This window comes from Pseudarthrobacter sp. WHRI 8279 (assembly GCF_040224115.2).
Classification (GTDB): Bacteria; Actinomycetota; Actinomycetes; order Actinomycetales; family Micrococcaceae; genus Arthrobacter.
The window spans coordinates 274,411-289,815 of sequence record NZ_CP168162.1; the positions used below are offsets into that span (position 1 = coordinate 274,411).

At 66.4% G+C, this 15,405-nt stretch carries 12 protein-coding genes; 5 read left to right on the forward strand and 7 right to left on the reverse strand.

From position 1 onward, the window contains the following. Positions 1–91 precede the first annotated feature (91 nt). A complete protein-coding gene (locus ABRP28_RS01290; RefSeq protein ID WP_350004304.1) occupies positions 92–1,411 on the forward strand; it encodes a DUF6350 family protein in 1,320 nt (439 codons plus the stop codon). Here the strand turns inward: ABRP28_RS01290 and ABRP28_RS01295 are convergent. Then, positions 1,408–1,839: a hypothetical protein gene (locus ABRP28_RS01295; RefSeq protein WP_350004303.1), complete on the reverse strand. Its 432-nt coding sequence runs from the start codon at positions 1,837–1,839 to the stop codon at positions 1,408–1,410. The two genes, ABRP28_RS01290 and ABRP28_RS01295, sit on opposite strands and share 4 nt — an antisense overlap. A 39-nt stretch (positions 1,840–1,878) precedes the next feature. Between ABRP28_RS01295 and purN the strand changes: the two genes are divergently transcribed. Next, positions 1,879–2,472, forward strand: a complete 594-nt coding sequence (purN, locus tag ABRP28_RS01300; protein ID WP_350004302.1) for a phosphoribosylglycinamide formyltransferase — start codon at positions 1,879–1,881, stop codon at positions 2,470–2,472. Between the two features lie 119 nt (positions 2,473–2,591). On the opposite strand, the gene ABRP28_RS01305 is transcribed toward purN, so the two are convergent. Beyond that, entirely contained in the window at positions 2,592–3,944 is a 1,353-nt protein-coding gene (locus tag ABRP28_RS01305; RefSeq protein ID WP_231455852.1) for an MFS transporter, read from the reverse strand. Positions 3,945–4,086: 142 nt separating this feature from the next. Here ABRP28_RS01305 and purH point away from each other — a divergent pair, with 142 nt between their 5' ends. Continuing rightward, positions 4,087–5,772 carry a bifunctional phosphoribosylaminoimidazolecarboxamide formyltransferase/IMP cyclohydrolase gene (purH, locus tag ABRP28_RS01310; protein WP_350004301.1) on the forward strand — a complete coding sequence of 562 codons (1,686 nt, stop codon included), beginning with the start codon at positions 4,087–4,089 and terminating at the stop codon, positions 5,770–5,772. Between the two features lie 126 nt (positions 5,773–5,898). On the opposite strand, the gene ABRP28_RS01315 is transcribed toward purH, so the two are convergent. Then, complete coding sequence (locus ABRP28_RS01315) at positions 5,899–6,072, reverse strand: hypothetical protein (protein WP_231455856.1); 174 nt, start codon at positions 6,070–6,072, stop codon at positions 5,899–5,901. Continuing rightward, complete coding sequence (locus ABRP28_RS01320; RefSeq protein WP_350004300.1) at positions 6,056–7,015, reverse strand: hypothetical protein; 960 nt, start codon at positions 7,013–7,015, stop codon at positions 6,056–6,058. Before ABRP28_RS01320 ends, ABRP28_RS01315 begins: the two co-directional genes overlap by 17 nt. Before the next feature lie 333 nt (positions 7,016–7,348). Between ABRP28_RS01320 and ABRP28_RS01325 the strand changes: the two genes are divergently transcribed. Beyond that, positions 7,349–9,568, forward strand: coding sequence for an NADP-dependent isocitrate dehydrogenase (locus ABRP28_RS01325; RefSeq protein ID WP_350004299.1), 2,220 nt, complete (start codon positions 7,349–7,351; stop codon positions 9,566–9,568). Between the two features lie 166 nt (positions 9,569–9,734). Then, positions 9,735–11,957: a catalase gene (locus ABRP28_RS01330; RefSeq protein ID WP_350004298.1), complete on the forward strand. Its 2,223-nt coding sequence runs from the start codon at positions 9,735–9,737 to the stop codon at positions 11,955–11,957. A gap of 143 nt (positions 11,958–12,100) precedes the next feature. On the opposite strand, the gene ABRP28_RS01335 is transcribed toward ABRP28_RS01330, so the two are convergent. The 3 genes from ABRP28_RS01335 to ABRP28_RS01345 form a co-directional block, all read right to left on the reverse strand. Further along, positions 12,101–12,604 (reverse strand): hypothetical protein, encoded by a 504-nt coding sequence (locus tag ABRP28_RS01335; RefSeq protein ID WP_350004297.1) that lies wholly within the window; start codon positions 12,602–12,604, stop codon positions 12,101–12,103. Next, positions 12,601–13,827, reverse strand: coding sequence for a serine/threonine-protein kinase (locus tag ABRP28_RS01340; RefSeq protein ID WP_350004296.1), 1,227 nt, complete (start codon positions 13,825–13,827; stop codon positions 12,601–12,603). Before ABRP28_RS01340 ends, ABRP28_RS01335 begins: the two co-directional genes overlap by 4 nt. A 276-nt stretch (positions 13,828–14,103) precedes the next feature. Next, the gene (locus ABRP28_RS01345; protein ID WP_374152909.1) at positions 14,104–15,357 is read right to left on the reverse strand and encodes a hypothetical protein; all 1,254 of its coding nucleotides are present in this window, start codon (positions 15,355–15,357) and stop codon (positions 14,104–14,106) included. Positions 15,358–15,405: the final 48 nt, after the last annotated feature.

Genomic DNA, 15,405 nt, shown 5'->3' on the forward strand with positions numbered 1-15,405 from the left:
CCGGCACAGCTTGCGGTGGAGTTCCGCCGATCCAGCGGATGAGCCTGTCGTTCCCGGCCCGGACGCCCCTGCCGTGACACCATGGGGCACGATGAAAATGCGTGCTGACCAGACCGGAGACCGTGGCCTTCCCATGCCCTTGTGGCTGCAGGGTGCCCTCGAAACGGCGCAGGCAGCCATCATTTCCGCGCTGGTGGTGATTGCCCCGATCATCGCAGTGTGGGCCACTGCCGGCTTCCAAAACGGCGCTTTCGACGCCTTGGCCCGGCTGGCGGGGCAGTCCTGGCTTTTGGTTCACGGAGTCCCGCTGGAACTCAGCGCCGCCGGCTCCGACGCCGCCGGCAACGGGGAAACCGGCGTTCTGTCGCTGGTTCCGCTGGGCCTCACCCTGCTCCCTTTCCTCCTTGCATGGCGGGCCGGCCGCCGCCTTGCCCGCGCGTCCTATACAGACCAGCTGTGGCAGGCATTGCTCGGCTCCTGGGTTGTCTACGCCGCTTTCGGTACGGCCACCGGCTTCGTGTGCCGTACTCCCGACGTCGGCATCAACCCCTGGTTCGCCATGCTGATCCCGCTCATTCCCTATGCGCTGGGCATGGTGATCGGCGCGCGGCGCGAGGCCGGTTCCTGGAGCCGGCTGATCGGCGTCGACGCCGTGGACTGGATCTCCCGCACCAGCCAGCATTCGCGGTGGGCCGGCTCCTACCTTGCCTCCGCCGCCAAGGCCGGGTTTGTTGCCACCGTTTCTGCGCTGGCATTGGCTGCCGTGCTCCTGGCCGTGGACCTCTTCATCCACTGGAACCTCGTGGTTGCCGTCTATGAGGCGCTCGACGCCGGGGCCGTCGGGGGTGCCGCCCTGACCATCGCGCAGCTCGGGTTCCTCCCCAACCTCGCCGTCTTCGCCCTCGCCTGGACGTCCGGGGCCGGTTTTGCCATGGGGATCGGCTCGCAGGTAGGCCCGCTGGGAACCGCCGTCGGACCGCTGCCTTCCATCCCCGTGCTGGCCGCCATTCCGTCCGGGCCGCTGGACTACGCCTTTGTGGCCCTGATTGTCCCGGTGCTGGCGGGAGTGCTGGCCGGATGGTGGTTCCTGCGCGAGGGTGAGAACCACTTCGATGAGTGGCTTTCCATCAAGATCCGTGCCCGCTGGTTCACGGCAACAGTCTCCACCCTGGTGCTGGGGATCCTGGCGGGACTGGCAGCCGGGCTCCTGGCCTTTGGCCTGGCCTGGATTGCGCGCGGCTCGGCGGGAATCGGCCGCCTCACTGACATTGGTCCGGACCCGTTCTGGACGGCAGTCTGGCTGGCCGCGGAAGTGGCCGCCGGCGTCGTCATGGGTTACGCGGCCGGGCCGTGGCTGGAACGTGAGCAGGCGGCGTCGGAAGAGGACGCTGAACTGGTTTCCAGGTCCTAGCGGAACTGCCCGGGCAGCGAGCTTTCCAGCTGGACCCGGCACGCCGACTGCGCCTGGTCCGTGAGTGCCCGTCCCACGCATGCCTGGTACTGCCGGACTTCGTCGAAAAACACGGCTGTCACAAGGATCAGCAGCACCATGATGGCGGAGACCACCAGGCCGGAGATGGTGCCGATCAGGACCAGCCTGGATTCCTTCAGCTTCGCGGCCCGGACCAGGAGTACCGTGCCCAGCGCCACGCTGGCTGCCGTGAGGATCCCGGTCAGCCACAGGTAGTTGACGTCCAGCTGGTAGACGAAGAAGGCGCCGAGCACCGAGATGACGAACATCCGGAACAGGGTATGGGTCTTGGCCAGCGAGGCTTTGGCTGCCTCGCTGAGCGGCGGCCTGGTCCGCTGCTGCCCAGCCGGTTCGGGGGAGGTGTTCATGTTTTCCAGCCTACGCGAGCCTGCCCATAAGCTAGAGCCATGCGCATCGTAGTCCTCGTTTCCGGTACCGGGTCCAACCTCCAGGCTGTTATCGACGCGGTCAAGGTGGGGGACCTGGACGTGGAGATCGCGGCCGTCGGTGCAGACCGTCCGGGCACCTACGGGGTGGAGCGGTCCGCGGCGGCCGGCATCCCGACGTTTGTGGTTGACTTCAAGGCGTACCCGGAGCGCGCTGCCTGGAACGCCGCGCTGACCGACGCCGTGGCGAGGTTCGAGCCGGATGTGGTGGTCTCCTCGGGGTTCATGCGCATCGTCAGCCCGGAGTTCATCGATGCCTTCAACGGCAGGTACCTGAACACCCACCCGGCACTGCTTCCGAGCTTCCCGGGAGCCCACGGGGTACGGGACGCCATGGCCTACGGCGTGAAGTTGACCGGATGCACCGTGCACTGGGCGGACGCCGGCGTTGACACCGGCCCCATCATCGCCCAGGAGGCCGTGGCTATCGAGGACTCCGACACCGAGGAAACCCTGCATGAGCGCATCAAGGTAGTGGAGCGCCGGTTGCTGGTGTCCACGCTCGCCTCCCTGGCCGCCGCCCACCGCGCCAGCACTTCGAACCTCCCCACCTGACCTTCGTCGGCGCGCATACACGTCACCGACACGCAGATTCACTGATGCACCCAAAATCCGGGTGGCGCATCCGGATTTGGGCGTCGAAATTGACGCTACGCCCATAGGGGGGAGGGGGGTTACTCGAGGCGGCGCTGCTTGGTTTCCGGGGAGAAGAACGCCATCCACAGCACCGCCAGCAGCACCAGCCCGCCGGCGAGGGCGAAGGACGTGGCCAGGCCCAGCTCGGGCCAGAAGTAGTTGGCGAAAATCAGCGGCCCGAATCCGGCGCCCAGCCGCGAGAAGGTGGAGGCCCAGCCGAACCCGGTGCCGCGCAGCTCGGTGGGGTACAGCTCGGACACGTAGGCGTACAGCACAGGGATGGCCACCTGCACCACGAACCCAAACACTAGCAGCCAGAACACCGCCGCCGTGGGGATGTCCACCACGAAAGCAACGATCACCAGGGTCAGCGCAGACAACGGCCCGGTAATGGCCAGAATCCATTTGCGCCCAACCCGCTCCACCAGCAGGGCGGCCACCACAACGCCCAAAAGCCCGACGGCAGCCATGGACGCCGTAGTGACAAACGCCTTGTACTCTGCGAAGCCGGCGCCGATCAGGATCCGCGGCATCCAGGTCAGGGACAGGTAATAGACCAGCAGGATCGAGAAGAACAGCGCCCAGGCCGTGGCGGTGATTTTCCAGTTGAACTGCCACACCAGCCTCAGCTGGTGCCAGGCGCTGCCAGCGGAAAGCCGCGGTACCTCCCTGGCATCGGGCAGGCTGTAGGCGCGCGGTTCCGCACCGGTGGCAGCCACCAGCCCGTCGATCACCTTGGCCGCTTCCTCGCGCCGGCCCTTGCGGATCAGGAAGAGCGGTGACTCGGGAACGCTGCGCCGGACCCAGAACACCAGCAGGGCGGGCAGGACCATCACCAGCATGGTCAGCCGCCAGTCGCCGTACAGGGCCACTAGGCCGGCGGACACAAAGCCTGCCAGGGCTGCCCCCACCGGCCACCAGCCATCCATCGCCGTGAGGACCTTACCGCGTTGCTTGCGGGGCGTGAACTCACCCACCAGTGCGTAGTCCACCGGGATGCAGCCGCCCAGGCCGAACCCGGCCATGAACCGGAACACGCAGAACCAGATGAAGTCGGGGGAGAAGGCGCCCAGGACGGTGAAGAGCGAGAAGATCAGCAGCGTGGCCGTGAAGGCTTTCTTGCGCCCGATGGTGTCCGCGATGGTGCCCCACACGAACGCGCCCAGTGCCATGCCGATCAGGTTGGACGTGCCCACCCAGGCAACCTCGCCCGGGGAAAGGGCCCAGTGGGTTGAGAGCAAAGGTATGAGGATGCCGTTGAGGGTCACGTCCCAGGCGTCGAACATGAAGCCGAGGCCGCCGATCAAAAAGATCTTGCCCTGGACTTTCCATCGCCAGGGCAGTTCCTGGACCACCTGTTCGCCGCTCGGCACAGTGGTGTAAGTATTCATCGCAGCCTCCTGGGAAAACTTTAGCCGGGCGCACCGGGGTTCACACTCCGGCCTACTCGCGGGGCAACCTCCGCTTCGGGATAAACTGGGCCGTATCCCCACCAACCGCGGCACTGTTCCGCGAGATAAGACGGAGACATTTGTGAGCTTCACGCAGCATGAGCGCGTATCCATCGACCGTGTTCCCATCCGCCGGGCACTGATCTCGGTTTACGACAAGACCGGTCTGGAGGAGCTCGCGCAGGGCCTGCATGCGGCCGGGGTGAAGCTCGTCTCCACTGGTTCCACGGCCAAGAAGATTGCCGCCGCAGGCATCCCGGTCCAGGAAGTCGAGGAAGTCACGGGTTCCCCCGAAATGCTGGACGGGCGCGTCAAGACCCTGCACCCGCGCGTGCACGGCGGCATCTTGGCTGACCGCCGCGTGGCGGCCCACATGGAGACGCTCACCCAGATGGAGATCGAACCCTTTGATCTTGTGGTGGTGAACCTCTACCCGTTCGTGGAGACCGTCAAGTCCGGTGCCGCCCAGGACGACGTCGTGGAGCAGATCGACATCGGAGGCCCCGCCATGGTGCGCTCCGCCGCGAAGAACCACGCCGCCGTCGCCATTGTGGTGGACCCCTCCTTCTACGGCCAGGTGGTCACCGCCGCCGCTGAGGGCGGCTTTGATTTGAAGACACGACGCCGGCTGGCCGCCAAGGCGTTCGCCCACACGGCGTCCTACGACAACGCCGTAGCCACCTGGACCGCGAGCCAGTTCCTGGACGAGGACGGCGACGGCGTCATCGACTGGCCCGCGTACGCCGGCCTGTCCCTGGAGCGCTCGGAGGTGCTGCGCTACGGCGAGAACCCGCACCAGCAGGCTGCCCTCTACGTGGACAAGGCTGCCCCGGTAGGCATCGCGCAGGCAGACCAGCTGCACGGCAAGGCCATGAGTTACAACAACTTCGTGGACGCGGACGCTGCCCTCCGCGCCGCTTACGACTTCAGCGAACCGGCCGTGGCCATCATCAAGCACGCCAACCCCTGCGGCGTCGCTGTGGGTTCCGCCGATGCCGCGGACCCGATCGCCGACGCCCACGCCAAGGCCCACGCGTGCGATCCCGTCTCGGCGTTCGGCGGCGTCATCGCGGCCAACCGCACCGTGACCGCGGGCATGGCCAACACGGTCAAGGACATTTTCACCGAGGTTGTCATCGCCCCGGGCTTCGAGCCGGAAGCGGTGGAGATCCTGTCCAAGAAGAAGAACATCCGCCTGCTTGCTCTGTTCGAGGGCTACGGCCGCTACCCCACGGAGTTCCGCGAGGTCTCCGGCGGCATGCTGGTCCAGGTAGCGGACAAGGTGGATGCCGACGGCGACAACCCTGCCAACTGGACCCTGGCAGCGGGTGAAGCCGCGGACGAGAAGACCCTCGCGGACCTCGCTTTCGCCTGGACAGCCTGCCGCGCCGCCAAATCCAACGCCATCCTCCTCGCCCAGGACGGCGCCGCCGTCGGTATTGGCATGGGCCAGGTCAACCGCCTGGACTCCTGCCGCCTGGCCGTGGAGCGGGCCAACACCCTCGGCGTGACGGTGGAGTCCAACGTCGAAGGTGCCGGCGGTGCCTCCAACGCCAGTGGTTCCGACGCACCTGCCCGCGCCCGCGGCGCAGTGGCAGCCTCCGACGCGTTCTTCCCGTTCGCTGACGGCCTACAGATCCTGATCGACGCCGGCGTCCGCGCCGTGGTCCAGCCCGGCGGTTCCGTCCGGGACGAGGAAGTCATCGCCGCCGCCAACGCCGCGGGCGTCACCATGTACTTCACCGGGGCCCGCCACTTCTTCCACTGAGCCCATCCATTGCTCCGTAGGTGCCGTTTCGGACCCGAAAACAACCATTTCAGAGCAATCGACGGTGACTTAACGAACGACGGCGCCCGCCCCCTAGGGGACGGGCGCCGTCGTCGTTGTGCTGGCTTAGTCCTGGTCGTCTTCACCGGTGCCGGGCTCCGGAAGCCGCAGCTCCCGGGGTTTGGCCTCGGCCATCCGTTCCGCTGTCCAGTACTCGAGGATCTCCTCGTGCGTCTGGTTCAGGTCGGCGTGGCTGACGGGGTCCTGGCCGGACGGGGTGTCCTTAGGAGGCTGCTGCACTGGCATAGGTCTGCTGGATGACTGATCCCCAGTACGGGCCGTACATCACTGCGGAACGGTTGTAGCCGTAGCTGTTGACCGAGTTCTGCACGCCCGCTGAGCTGGTGCCGATGAACCACGGGCCACCTGACGAGCCGCCGGTCATGTCGCAGGGGATGCCCTGGGTTCCAAACTGCGGGTTGTTGGGATCATTCGTGGCCGTTCCGGTGCAGCTCTTGAGGGTCTGGCCGTTGAAGGGCGATGCCGCGGGGTAGCCGAAGGACTTGTAGGTGAGACCGCGGGGCTCGTTGAACGCCACGCCGGATCCGCCCACAACATCAGTGAGGGTCTGGCCGTTCAGCGTGTTCATCACGGCAAAGCCGGTGTCGTAGGCCATGTCCCCGTCGGCGCTCCACTGGGTGGGGGCGTGGAGTGACTTGGCGGTCCACTTGCCGTAGGGCTCGGCGCCGTTCTCGTAGGCCGGCACAAAGGCGAAGTTGGTGGCGAAGTTGCCCGGTCCCTCGTTGAGGCAGTGGCCGGCCGTGGAGACGGTGCTCTCATTGGCGGAGGTTACGGCGTTGCCGGAGCAGACGTAGTTCGAGCCAGCCAGGGTGAAGAAGACCTTGCCGATGTGCTTGACCGGGGTCTCGCTCTGGGCGATGGTGGGCTTGCCCTTGGTGGCCCTCACCTCGGACTTCTTGCCCTTTTCCACGATCCCGGCGCTGGAGCGGTTGCCGCGTTCCAGGGCTTTTCCGGCGAGGACGTCACCCGGGATGGCGTTCTGCATCCGGTCGGCCGTCCAGTAGTCGGCCACGCCGGCGGTGTTCAGGACAATGCTTGTGACGGAGGGGTTTGCCTTGTCCTCCGCCGGGGCAGCGGTAGCCCCGCCGGCGGAGGTGAGTGCCAGAACGGCAGCGGCTGAAAGGCTCAGGAAGCCGGTAGCCAGAGACCTGGTGCGTGTCATTGTTGTCCTGTCTGAACGGGGAAATAGCCCCGGGGGAGGGGCGGGAGTGACCCTGCGAATTTATCGTCATATGACAACTTTGTAAATAGTAGTGACGTATCATGTAGGGGCTCCAGCGGCCCTCCGGGGAGGCGTGGCGAGGAAAGCGCGACGGCGGTCGGGCCCCGCAGGTGCGTGCCGGCGTCGGCCATTCTCCATCGCTGTAATCCGGCCCGTGCCGGGGGTAACGCGGCAGCCCCGGTAGGGGTGAAATCCCTGCGCTCGGGTAAGTTGTACATGGTGAAATAGACCGAATTTTCACAACCAAGCCGACCCACAGGGAGACGCCCGCGCATGTCCAAGATTATCTACACCCACACCGACGAAGCGCCGATGCTGGCTACCTATTCGTTCCTGCCCATCATCGAGGCGTTCGCCTCGACAGCAGGTGTGGAGGTGGAGACCCGCGACATTTCGCTCGCTGGCCGCATCATCGCCGTCTTCGGTGACTACCTGACCCCCGAGCAGCAGATCGGTGACGCCCTTGCTGAACTCGGTGAGCTGGCGAAGACGCCGGAAGCCAACATTATCAAGCTGCCCAACATCAGCGCGTCCATCCCGCAGCTGAAGGCCGCCATCGCCGAGCTCCAGGAGCAGGGCTACGCCCTTCCGGACTACCCGGACAACCCGTCCTCGGACGAGGAGACGGCCATCCGCTCGCGCTACGACAAGATCAAGGGCTCCGCCGTGAACCCGGTCCTGCGCGAAGGCAACTCGGACCGCCGCGCCCCGCTGTCCGTAAAGAACTACGCCCGCCAGAACCCGCACTCCATGGGTGCCTGGACTGCCGAGTCAAAGACCAACGTGGCCACCATGGGCCAGGACGACTTCCGCTCCAACGAGAAGTCCGTTGTTATCGACTCTGAGGGCACCATCGCCATCCAGCTGGTCCGCGAGGACGGCTCCGTCAAGGTCCTGAAGAAGGCTTTCCCGGTCCTGGCCGGCGAGGTCATCGACGGCACCGTCATGCGCGCAGCCGCCCTGGACGAGTTCCTCCAGGCCCAGGTTGCCCGCGCCAAAGAAGAGGGCGTGCTGTTCTCCGCACACCTCAAGGCCACCATGATGAAGGTCTCCGACCCCATCATCTTCGGCCACGTGGTCAAGGCCTACTTCTCCGAGCTGTTCGAGACCTACGGCAAGCAGCTCGCCGCCGCCGGCATCAGCCCCAACAACGGCCTGGCCGCCATCCTGAGCAGCCTCGAGGACCTGCCGGAGGACGTGCGCGAAGGCGTGCAGAACCTCATCAAGAAGGGCCTCGAAGAAGGTCCCGCACTGGCGATGGTGGACTCGGACAAGGGCATCACCACACTGAACGTCCCCAGCGACGTGATCGTGGACGCCTCCATGCCCGCCATGATCCGCAGCTCCGGCCACATGTGGGGCCCGGACGGCGAGGAAGCTGACACCCTGGCCGTCCTCCCGGACAGCTCTTACGCCGGCATCTACCAGGTGGTTATTGATGACTGCCGCGCCAACGGCGCCTACGATCCCACGACCATGGGCACCGTTCCGAACGTTGGCCTTATGGCCCAGGCTGCCGAAGAATACGGCAGCCACGACAAGACGTTCGAAATCCAGGAAGCCGGAACGGTCCAGATCGTTGACGGTTCAGGGAACGTCCTGATCGAACACCAGGTTTCCGAGGGTGACATCTGGCGCGCCTGCCAGACCAAGGACCTGCCCATCCGCGACTGGGTCAAGCTGGCCGTGACCCGTGCCCGCGCCTCCCAGACTCCGGCCGTGTTCTGGCTGGATGAGGAACGCGCGCACGACGCCAACCTCATCGCCAAGGTCAACGAGTACCTCAAGGAGCACGACACCGAGGGCCTGGACATCCAGATCATGTCCCCGGTCAAGGCCATCGCCTTCACCCTGGACCGCATCCGCAAGGGCGAGGACACCATCTCCGTGTCCGGCAACGTCCTCCGCGACTACCTCACGGACCTGTTCCCCATCCTTGAGCTGGGCACCAGCGCCAAGATGCTCTCCGTTGTTCCGCTGATGAACGGCGGCGGGCTGTTCGAGACCGGTGCCGGTGGGTCCGCCCCCAAGCACGTCCAGCAGCTGCTCAAGGAAAACCACCTGCGCTGGGACAGCCTGGGCGAGTTCCTGGCCCTGGCCGTCAGCTTCGAGCACCTGGCCACCACCACGGACAACAAGCGCGCCCAGGTCCTGGCCGACACCCTGGACCGCGCCACCGGCACGTTCCTGCTGGAGAACAAGTCGCCCAGCCGCCGTGCCGGCGAGCTGGACAACCGCGGCAGCCACTACTTCCTGGCCCGCTACTGGGCAGAGGAACTGGCCAAGCAGACGGACGACGCCGACCTGGCCGCCTCCTTCAGCTCCATCGCCGGAGAGCTTGCCTCCAAGGAGCAGGCGATCGTTGGCGAGCTGGCTGAGGTCCAGGGATCGCCGGTGGATATCGGCGGCTACTACCACCCGGATGACGCCAAGGCTTCTGCCGTAATGCGTCCTTCGGCAACGCTCAACAAGGTTATTGCAACCCTGAGCTAGGCCTCCACAAAGCGGCGTTCCGGAGATCCGGGACGCCGCTTTGTTGTCTCTTAGGGTAGGCGTGGAGCTTGTGGCGGCCGGAATCGTTGCTAGGGTAGTAAGTACGCTTAGTATCTCGGTTTGCGCCGATGACTGCTGAGGTTGCCGATCCTGAGGAGAAAAAATCGTGCCAGAAGAGAGCAATATCCACATCCCCGGTGTCCCCGCCAGCGAGCCTGCCAGCCTCCAGGAACCCACGACGCCGCGCGAACCGCTGCCGCCGAAACCGGACCAGCAGGCACCGGAGGCTGTGTCGCCCACGGGAAGCCCCACCGGCGCACCGGCCACTGCCCGCGCCCAGTCCGGCCAGTACCTCACCACCGCGCAGGGCCTCCGCCTCGGCGACACTGACCACTCGCTGAAGGCCGGCTCCCGCGGTCCCATCCTGCTGCAGGACCACCACCTGCGCGAAAAGATCACCCACTTTGACCACGAACGCATTCCCGAGCGCGTGGTCCACGCCCGCGGTGCGGGCGCCCATGGAGTGTTCCGTTCCTACGGGACCGCAGCCAACATCACCCGCGCGGGCTTCCTGGCCAAGGACGTGGAGACTCCCGTCTTTGTCCGGTTCTCCACAGTGCTGGGCTCCCGCGGCTCCGCCGATACGGTCCGCGACACCCGCGGCTTCTCCACGAAGTTCTACACGGACGAGGGCACTTACGACCTGGTGGGCAACAACATCCCGGTTTTCTTCATCCAGGACGGCATTAAGTTCCCGGACATCATCCACGCCGGCAAACCGCACCCGGACCGCGAGATCCCTCAGGCCCAGAGCGCCCATGACACGTTCTGGGACTTCGTTTCCCTGCACACCGAGGCGCAGGCCCACACCATGTGGAACATGTCCGACCGCGGCATCCCGCGTTCGTACCGCACCATGGAGGGCTTCGGTGTCCACACCTTCCGTTTCATCAACGCAGAGGGCAAGACCACGTTGGTGAAGTTCCACTGGAAGCCGAAGCAGGGTGTCCACTCGCTGGTGTGGGAAGAAGCCCAGATCATCAACGGCATGGACCCGGACTTCCACCGCCGGGACCTTGCCGACGCCATCGAGGCCGGCGCCTACCCTGAGTGGGAGCTTGGTGTCCAGACCTTCCCGGACACTGAAGACCAGATGTTTGAAGGCATCGACCTGCTGGATCCCACCAAGTTCGTCCCGGAGGAGCTGGCCCCGGTCCAGCCCATCGGCGTCATGACGCTCAACGCCAACCCCACGAACTACTTCGCCGAGACTGAGCAGGTGGCCTTCCACCCCGGACACTTGGTGCCCGGAATCGACGTCACCAACGATCCGCTGCTGCAGGTGCGGCTGTTTTCCTACCTGGACACGCAGATCTCCCGGCTGGGCGGCCCCAACTTCGCCCAGATCCCCATCAACCGGCCGCAGGCACCGGTCAATGACATGCTGCGCGACGGCATGCACCAGCAGGCTGTCCACGGCGGCGCGGCCCCGTACCGGCCCAACTCGCTTGACGGCGGCTGCCCGTTCCTGGCCGGACAGGATGTGGGGGCCTTCATTGACGTCCCGGAGGAGCTGGCTGCATCCATCAAGGAGCGGAAGAACCCGGCGTCCTTTGACGATCACTTCAGCCAGGTGCGGCTCTTCTTCCGCAGCCTCAGCCCGGTGGAGCGGGACCACGTCATCCAGGCCTACACGTTCGAACTGGGCAAGTGCTACGAGAAGTCCATCCGTGAACGCCAGCTCGCGGCCCTCGCCAACGTGGATGCGGAACTGTGTGCCGCCGTCGCGAAGGGGCTGGGCCTTCCCGCGCCGGAGGCAACAGAACAGGTACCGGATTCAGATCCCAGCCCCGCACTCTCCCAGGTGGGCAAGACCTGGCCGGTGGCCGGCCGGGTTGTGGGCATCCTTGCGGACGGGGACAGCGACCTGGCCGCCGTCAATGCCGCCCGGAAGGCTTTGGACGCGGCGGGCATCGTGCCGCTGGTCATTGCTCCGGCGGGCGGCTTCCTTGGGGCCGAGAACGACGGCGGGGTCCCCGTTCAGCGGACCTACCTCACCGCTCGTTCCACCGAGTTCGATGCCGTCATCGTGGCGGCGCCAGCCACCCCGGCTCCCGACGCCGCACCTGGACTCGACGCGAAGGCCGGCGCTCCCGGCGGTGCCTCCGACCCGCGGGCGGTGCTGCTGCTCACGGAAGCGTACCGGCACGCCAAGGCAATCGGCACATGGGATTCCGGCGCCGAAGCCTTGGCCGCAGCGGGCATCCCGCAGGAAACCCCGGGCATCGTGTCCGCGGGCGACGCCGAGTCACTGGTGTCTGAGCTGACGGCGCTGCTGGCCGCACACAGGGTCTGGGAGCGGTTCCCGGCCTCGCCGGCCCAGTCCTGAACCAGCGCCGTCGCCGGGGCAACCGCGGCGTTGCTGCAACACATGATGCACGCAACCGCTGACTGACCGGGGCCCCGCCGGGGAAGCCCCCTTACAGGAGGGGAGCGCCGCCGTCGTTATGACGGGCGCTCCCTTCCTTCGCGTCAGTCGTTGCCTTTGCCCTTGCCCTCATTGTCCTTCTTGTCGTCGTCCTTCTCCGCCTCCGGCGCTGGTGCCGGCGCTGGCGCAGGGGCGGGGACCTCGGCGGCTGGCGGGGGAGTGGCCGCGGCTGCCTGCTCCGCAGCGATCCGTGCCTCTTCGGCTGCCTTGTCCGCGGCCGCTTTTTCCGCCGCTGCAATCGCTTCGTTGAGGTCTGCCCGGACGGCGGTGGCAATCGTGGTGATGCTCCGGCGGCGTTCCTCGGAAATCTGGCCTTCGGACTGCGCCGCTTCCAGTTCGGCTTCCAGCCCCTCCAACGCCCGCAAGGCTGCGGCGGGGTCGTTTTCCGAGGACGCCTGGGTCACTTCGAGGACGCGTGCCTGCAGCTGCCCTGCTGCCTCGCGCTCGAGGCCGGCCTCCGTCGTGGCGCAGCTGGCCAGGAGCGCGGCCGCCAAAACGGCAGCGGAGCACGCGAGCACGGACGTGCGTCGAACAGGGAAGGCCCTCACGGTTCCACGCTCTTCTGGAGCTCCTCAAGGTGTTCGCCCAAGACTCCGGTCACCGTGGGATAGGGCACGACGTCGGGCGGCGACTGGGAGGACAGGGTCATCAGGGCCGCAGCCACCGCGGCTGCGACAACCACCAGCGCCAGGACCGCCGCCAGCCAAAACCGTTTTGTCCGCTTCTTGCTGTCCTTCGCTCGGTCCTGGCTCAGGACCTCGCTCGGGCTGGCTGGAACCTGCTTCCCGGCCGGGGCTGCGTCCGGCCCGGCAGCCTCCCGCAGCTCATCCACAGATTCCTCGGCGGTGATGGACGGCGGGTGGAAGGGCATGGCCGGCAGCACCCTGGTGGTCTCCGGCGCAAGTTCACCCGGGGTGGATGCCGGTGAGACCAATGCCTGTCGCAGCGCGGTTTCAATGTCCGCCGCGGCTGGCCGCTCAAGCGGTTCGAGCGCAGTCATGGAGCGGATGAGGTCAGCCCATTCGGAGGGCAGGTCCTCGGGAATTTCCGGTGCCCGGTGCAGCCGCGCCACAGCCGATTCCACCGCGCTGCCGGGGTATTCCACTGTGCCCTTGATGCATTCGAGCAGCACCAGGCCTAGCGAGTAGATGTCTGTGGAGGGGGCCAGCGGCTGGCCCAGCGCCTGTTCGGGGCTGAGGTAGGCGGCCGTTCCCACCATGGTCCCCGTAGCGGTCAACCGGGTTGAGTCGACGATCCGCGCGATGCCAAAGTCGGTGAGCTTGGGCCGCAGCGGTTCACCGGGGCGGATCTGGACCAGCAGGATATTACCAGGCTTGATGTCCCGGTGGATGATTCCGAGGCCGTGGACATATGCCAATGCGTCTGCGATGCCGGCGCCGACAACGGCCAGTTCCTCCAGCGGTACGGTGCTGTGCCGGATCCGGGCGCGCAGGTCCTGGCCTTCCACGAGTTCCATGGTGAGGAAGGGCCTTGGCTCGTCAGGAATCCGGGTATCAATACCGGCGTCGAACAGCGTCACCAGTCCGGGGTGGTTCAGGGTGGCCAGAAGCTGGATCTCCGCTTCCTGGCGCTTCAGCTCATCGGCGTCCGGGGCTTGCGGAGCGAAGAGCTTCAGTGCCACCTCGCGGCCCAAATTTTCGTCGCGGGCACAGTAGACCGATGACATACCGCCGCGGCCAATGACCTCACCCAACCGGTAACGTCCGCCGACCACTTCATTCTTGATGGAGCTAGGCGATTCCGCCACCATGACCCGTTCCTCCCGGTGCGCTGCGGCACTGTCGTACCTCAAATTATACGGGCGGTGGAGTAAACGGAAGATTCATCCTGGTTTGGCGAACTGCGGCACGCCTGCGGTCCGGCGGCGAAAACTCCCGCCACCGGACCGCCGTTCACAAGGACATGTGTGCTGAATACATGTTGTGCGTGGTCTTGTTTCGTTGCCTGGCCAACCTCCTTTCCCTCAGCCCGCCCCCTGCTGCCGCTTCAGGCGCGTGGGGCAGGCGCTGTCAGTAGGTGGTCGGCGCTACGACACTTTCCGCTTGCGGAGCATCAGGAGTCCCGCCGCCAGAAGCAGCAGGGCGAGCGGGGCAAGGGAGGCGTCCATGCCGGTCTTTGCCAGCGCAGTGGCCCCTTGGCCCGGCGTGTTGCGGGCCCCGGTGATGCTTGCAGCGGTGTCGACGGCGATGGCCCCGCCAACTGCGGTGGACCCGGCAGCAGGTGCTGCGGAGATTCCTCCCGCAATGGCACCTGCGACGCTTCCGTTGCCAGTGGTGCCGGTGGTGCCCGCAGTTCCGTTGTCAGCGCCGGGATCCGTGCTTCCCGAGTCCACGGCGCCGGCGCCGCCGGCGTTGCCGTTACCCGGATCAGTGGTGCCAGGGTTCTCGGTTCCGGGTGTTCCCGTGCCCGGGTTTTCGGTGTCGACGGTGCCGTTGCCGCCGATGCCCAGATCAACGTTGGCGTCGACGAGTTCGCCGGTGGTGCCGTTGTTGCCGCCGATGGTCAGGTCAACGTTGGCGTCTGCGAGGTCGCCGGTGGTGCCGCCGCCGGTGTTGTTGCCGCCGATGGTCAGGTCAACGTTGGCGTCTGCGAGGTTGCCGGTGGTGCCGCCGCCGGTGTTGTTGCCGCCGATGGTCAGGTCAACGTTGGCGTCTGCGAGGTTGCCGGTGGTGCCGCCGCCGGTGTTGTTGCCGCCGATGGTCAGGTCAACGTTGGCGTCTGCGAGGTTGCCGGTGGTGCCGGTGCCGTTGCCGCCGATGGTCAGGTCAACGTTGGCGTCGACGAGGTTGCCGGTGGTGCCGGTGTTGTTGCCGCCGATGGTGAGGTCGGCGTTAGCGTCAACGAGTTCCCCTGTGGTTCCATTGCCGCCCAGGGTGGCATCGACGTCGGCATCTACGAACTCGCCGGTGGTGCCGGTGCCGTTGCCGCCGATGGTGAGGTCGACGTTGGCGTCTGCGAGTTCCCCTGTGGTGCCATTGCCGCCAATGGATGCGTCCACGAGGACCGCCGCGGCGAGGGCTGTGGTGTCCGTGGCCGTGCCGGTGGCACCGCCAAGCGCCACGTCTGCTGCGACGGCAGCGTCCGCTGAAACGGTCGGCGTTGGGTCACCCAGCTGGCCCAACGACGTCGAGTCAACGGACGCCGCCGCCGAGATGAGGGCGGATGCGGAAAGGTCCGATCCGCTGGTGGTGTCCGCGGCGTTTGCCGCAGTGCAACTGAGGGCTAGGAGCCCGCCTGCAAAGAGGGTGCCGAGCATTCCCCGGCGAAGGTTGGGATTCATGGTGATGTCTCCTGAAAAGTTGAATGAAGGCCGCTTGTCAGCGGCCGA

Excerpts from the sequence above, each read along its gene's own strand:
- ABRP28_RS01295 (WP_350004303.1), bottom strand. The coding sequence starts at position 1,839 with ATGAACACCTCCCCCGAACCGGCTGGGCAGCAGCGGACCAGGCCGCCG.
- purN (WP_350004302.1), top strand. The coding sequence starts at position 1,879 with ATGCGCATCGTAGTCCTCGTTTCCGGTACCGGGTCCAACCTCCAGGCT.
- ABRP28_RS01290 (WP_350004304.1), top strand. The coding sequence starts at position 92 with ATGAAAATGCGTGCTGACCAGACCGGAGACCGTGGCCTTCCCATGCCC.
- ABRP28_RS01340 (WP_350004296.1), bottom strand. The coding sequence starts at position 13,827 with ATGGTGGCGGAATCGCCTAGCTCCATCAAGAATGAAGTGGTCGGCGGA.
- ABRP28_RS01325 (WP_350004299.1), top strand. The coding sequence starts at position 7,349 with ATGTCCAAGATTATCTACACCCACACCGACGAAGCGCCGATGCTGGCT.
- ABRP28_RS01305 (WP_231455852.1), bottom strand. The coding sequence starts at position 3,944 with ATGAATACTTACACCACTGTGCCGAGCGGCGAACAGGTGGTCCAGGAA.
- ABRP28_RS01345 (WP_374152909.1), bottom strand. The coding sequence starts at position 15,357 with ATGAATCCCAACCTTCGCCGGGGAATGCTCGGCACCCTCTTTGCAGGC.
- ABRP28_RS01320 (WP_350004300.1), bottom strand. The coding sequence starts at position 7,015 with ATGACACGCACCAGGTCTCTGGCTACCGGCTTCCTGAGCCTTTCAGCC.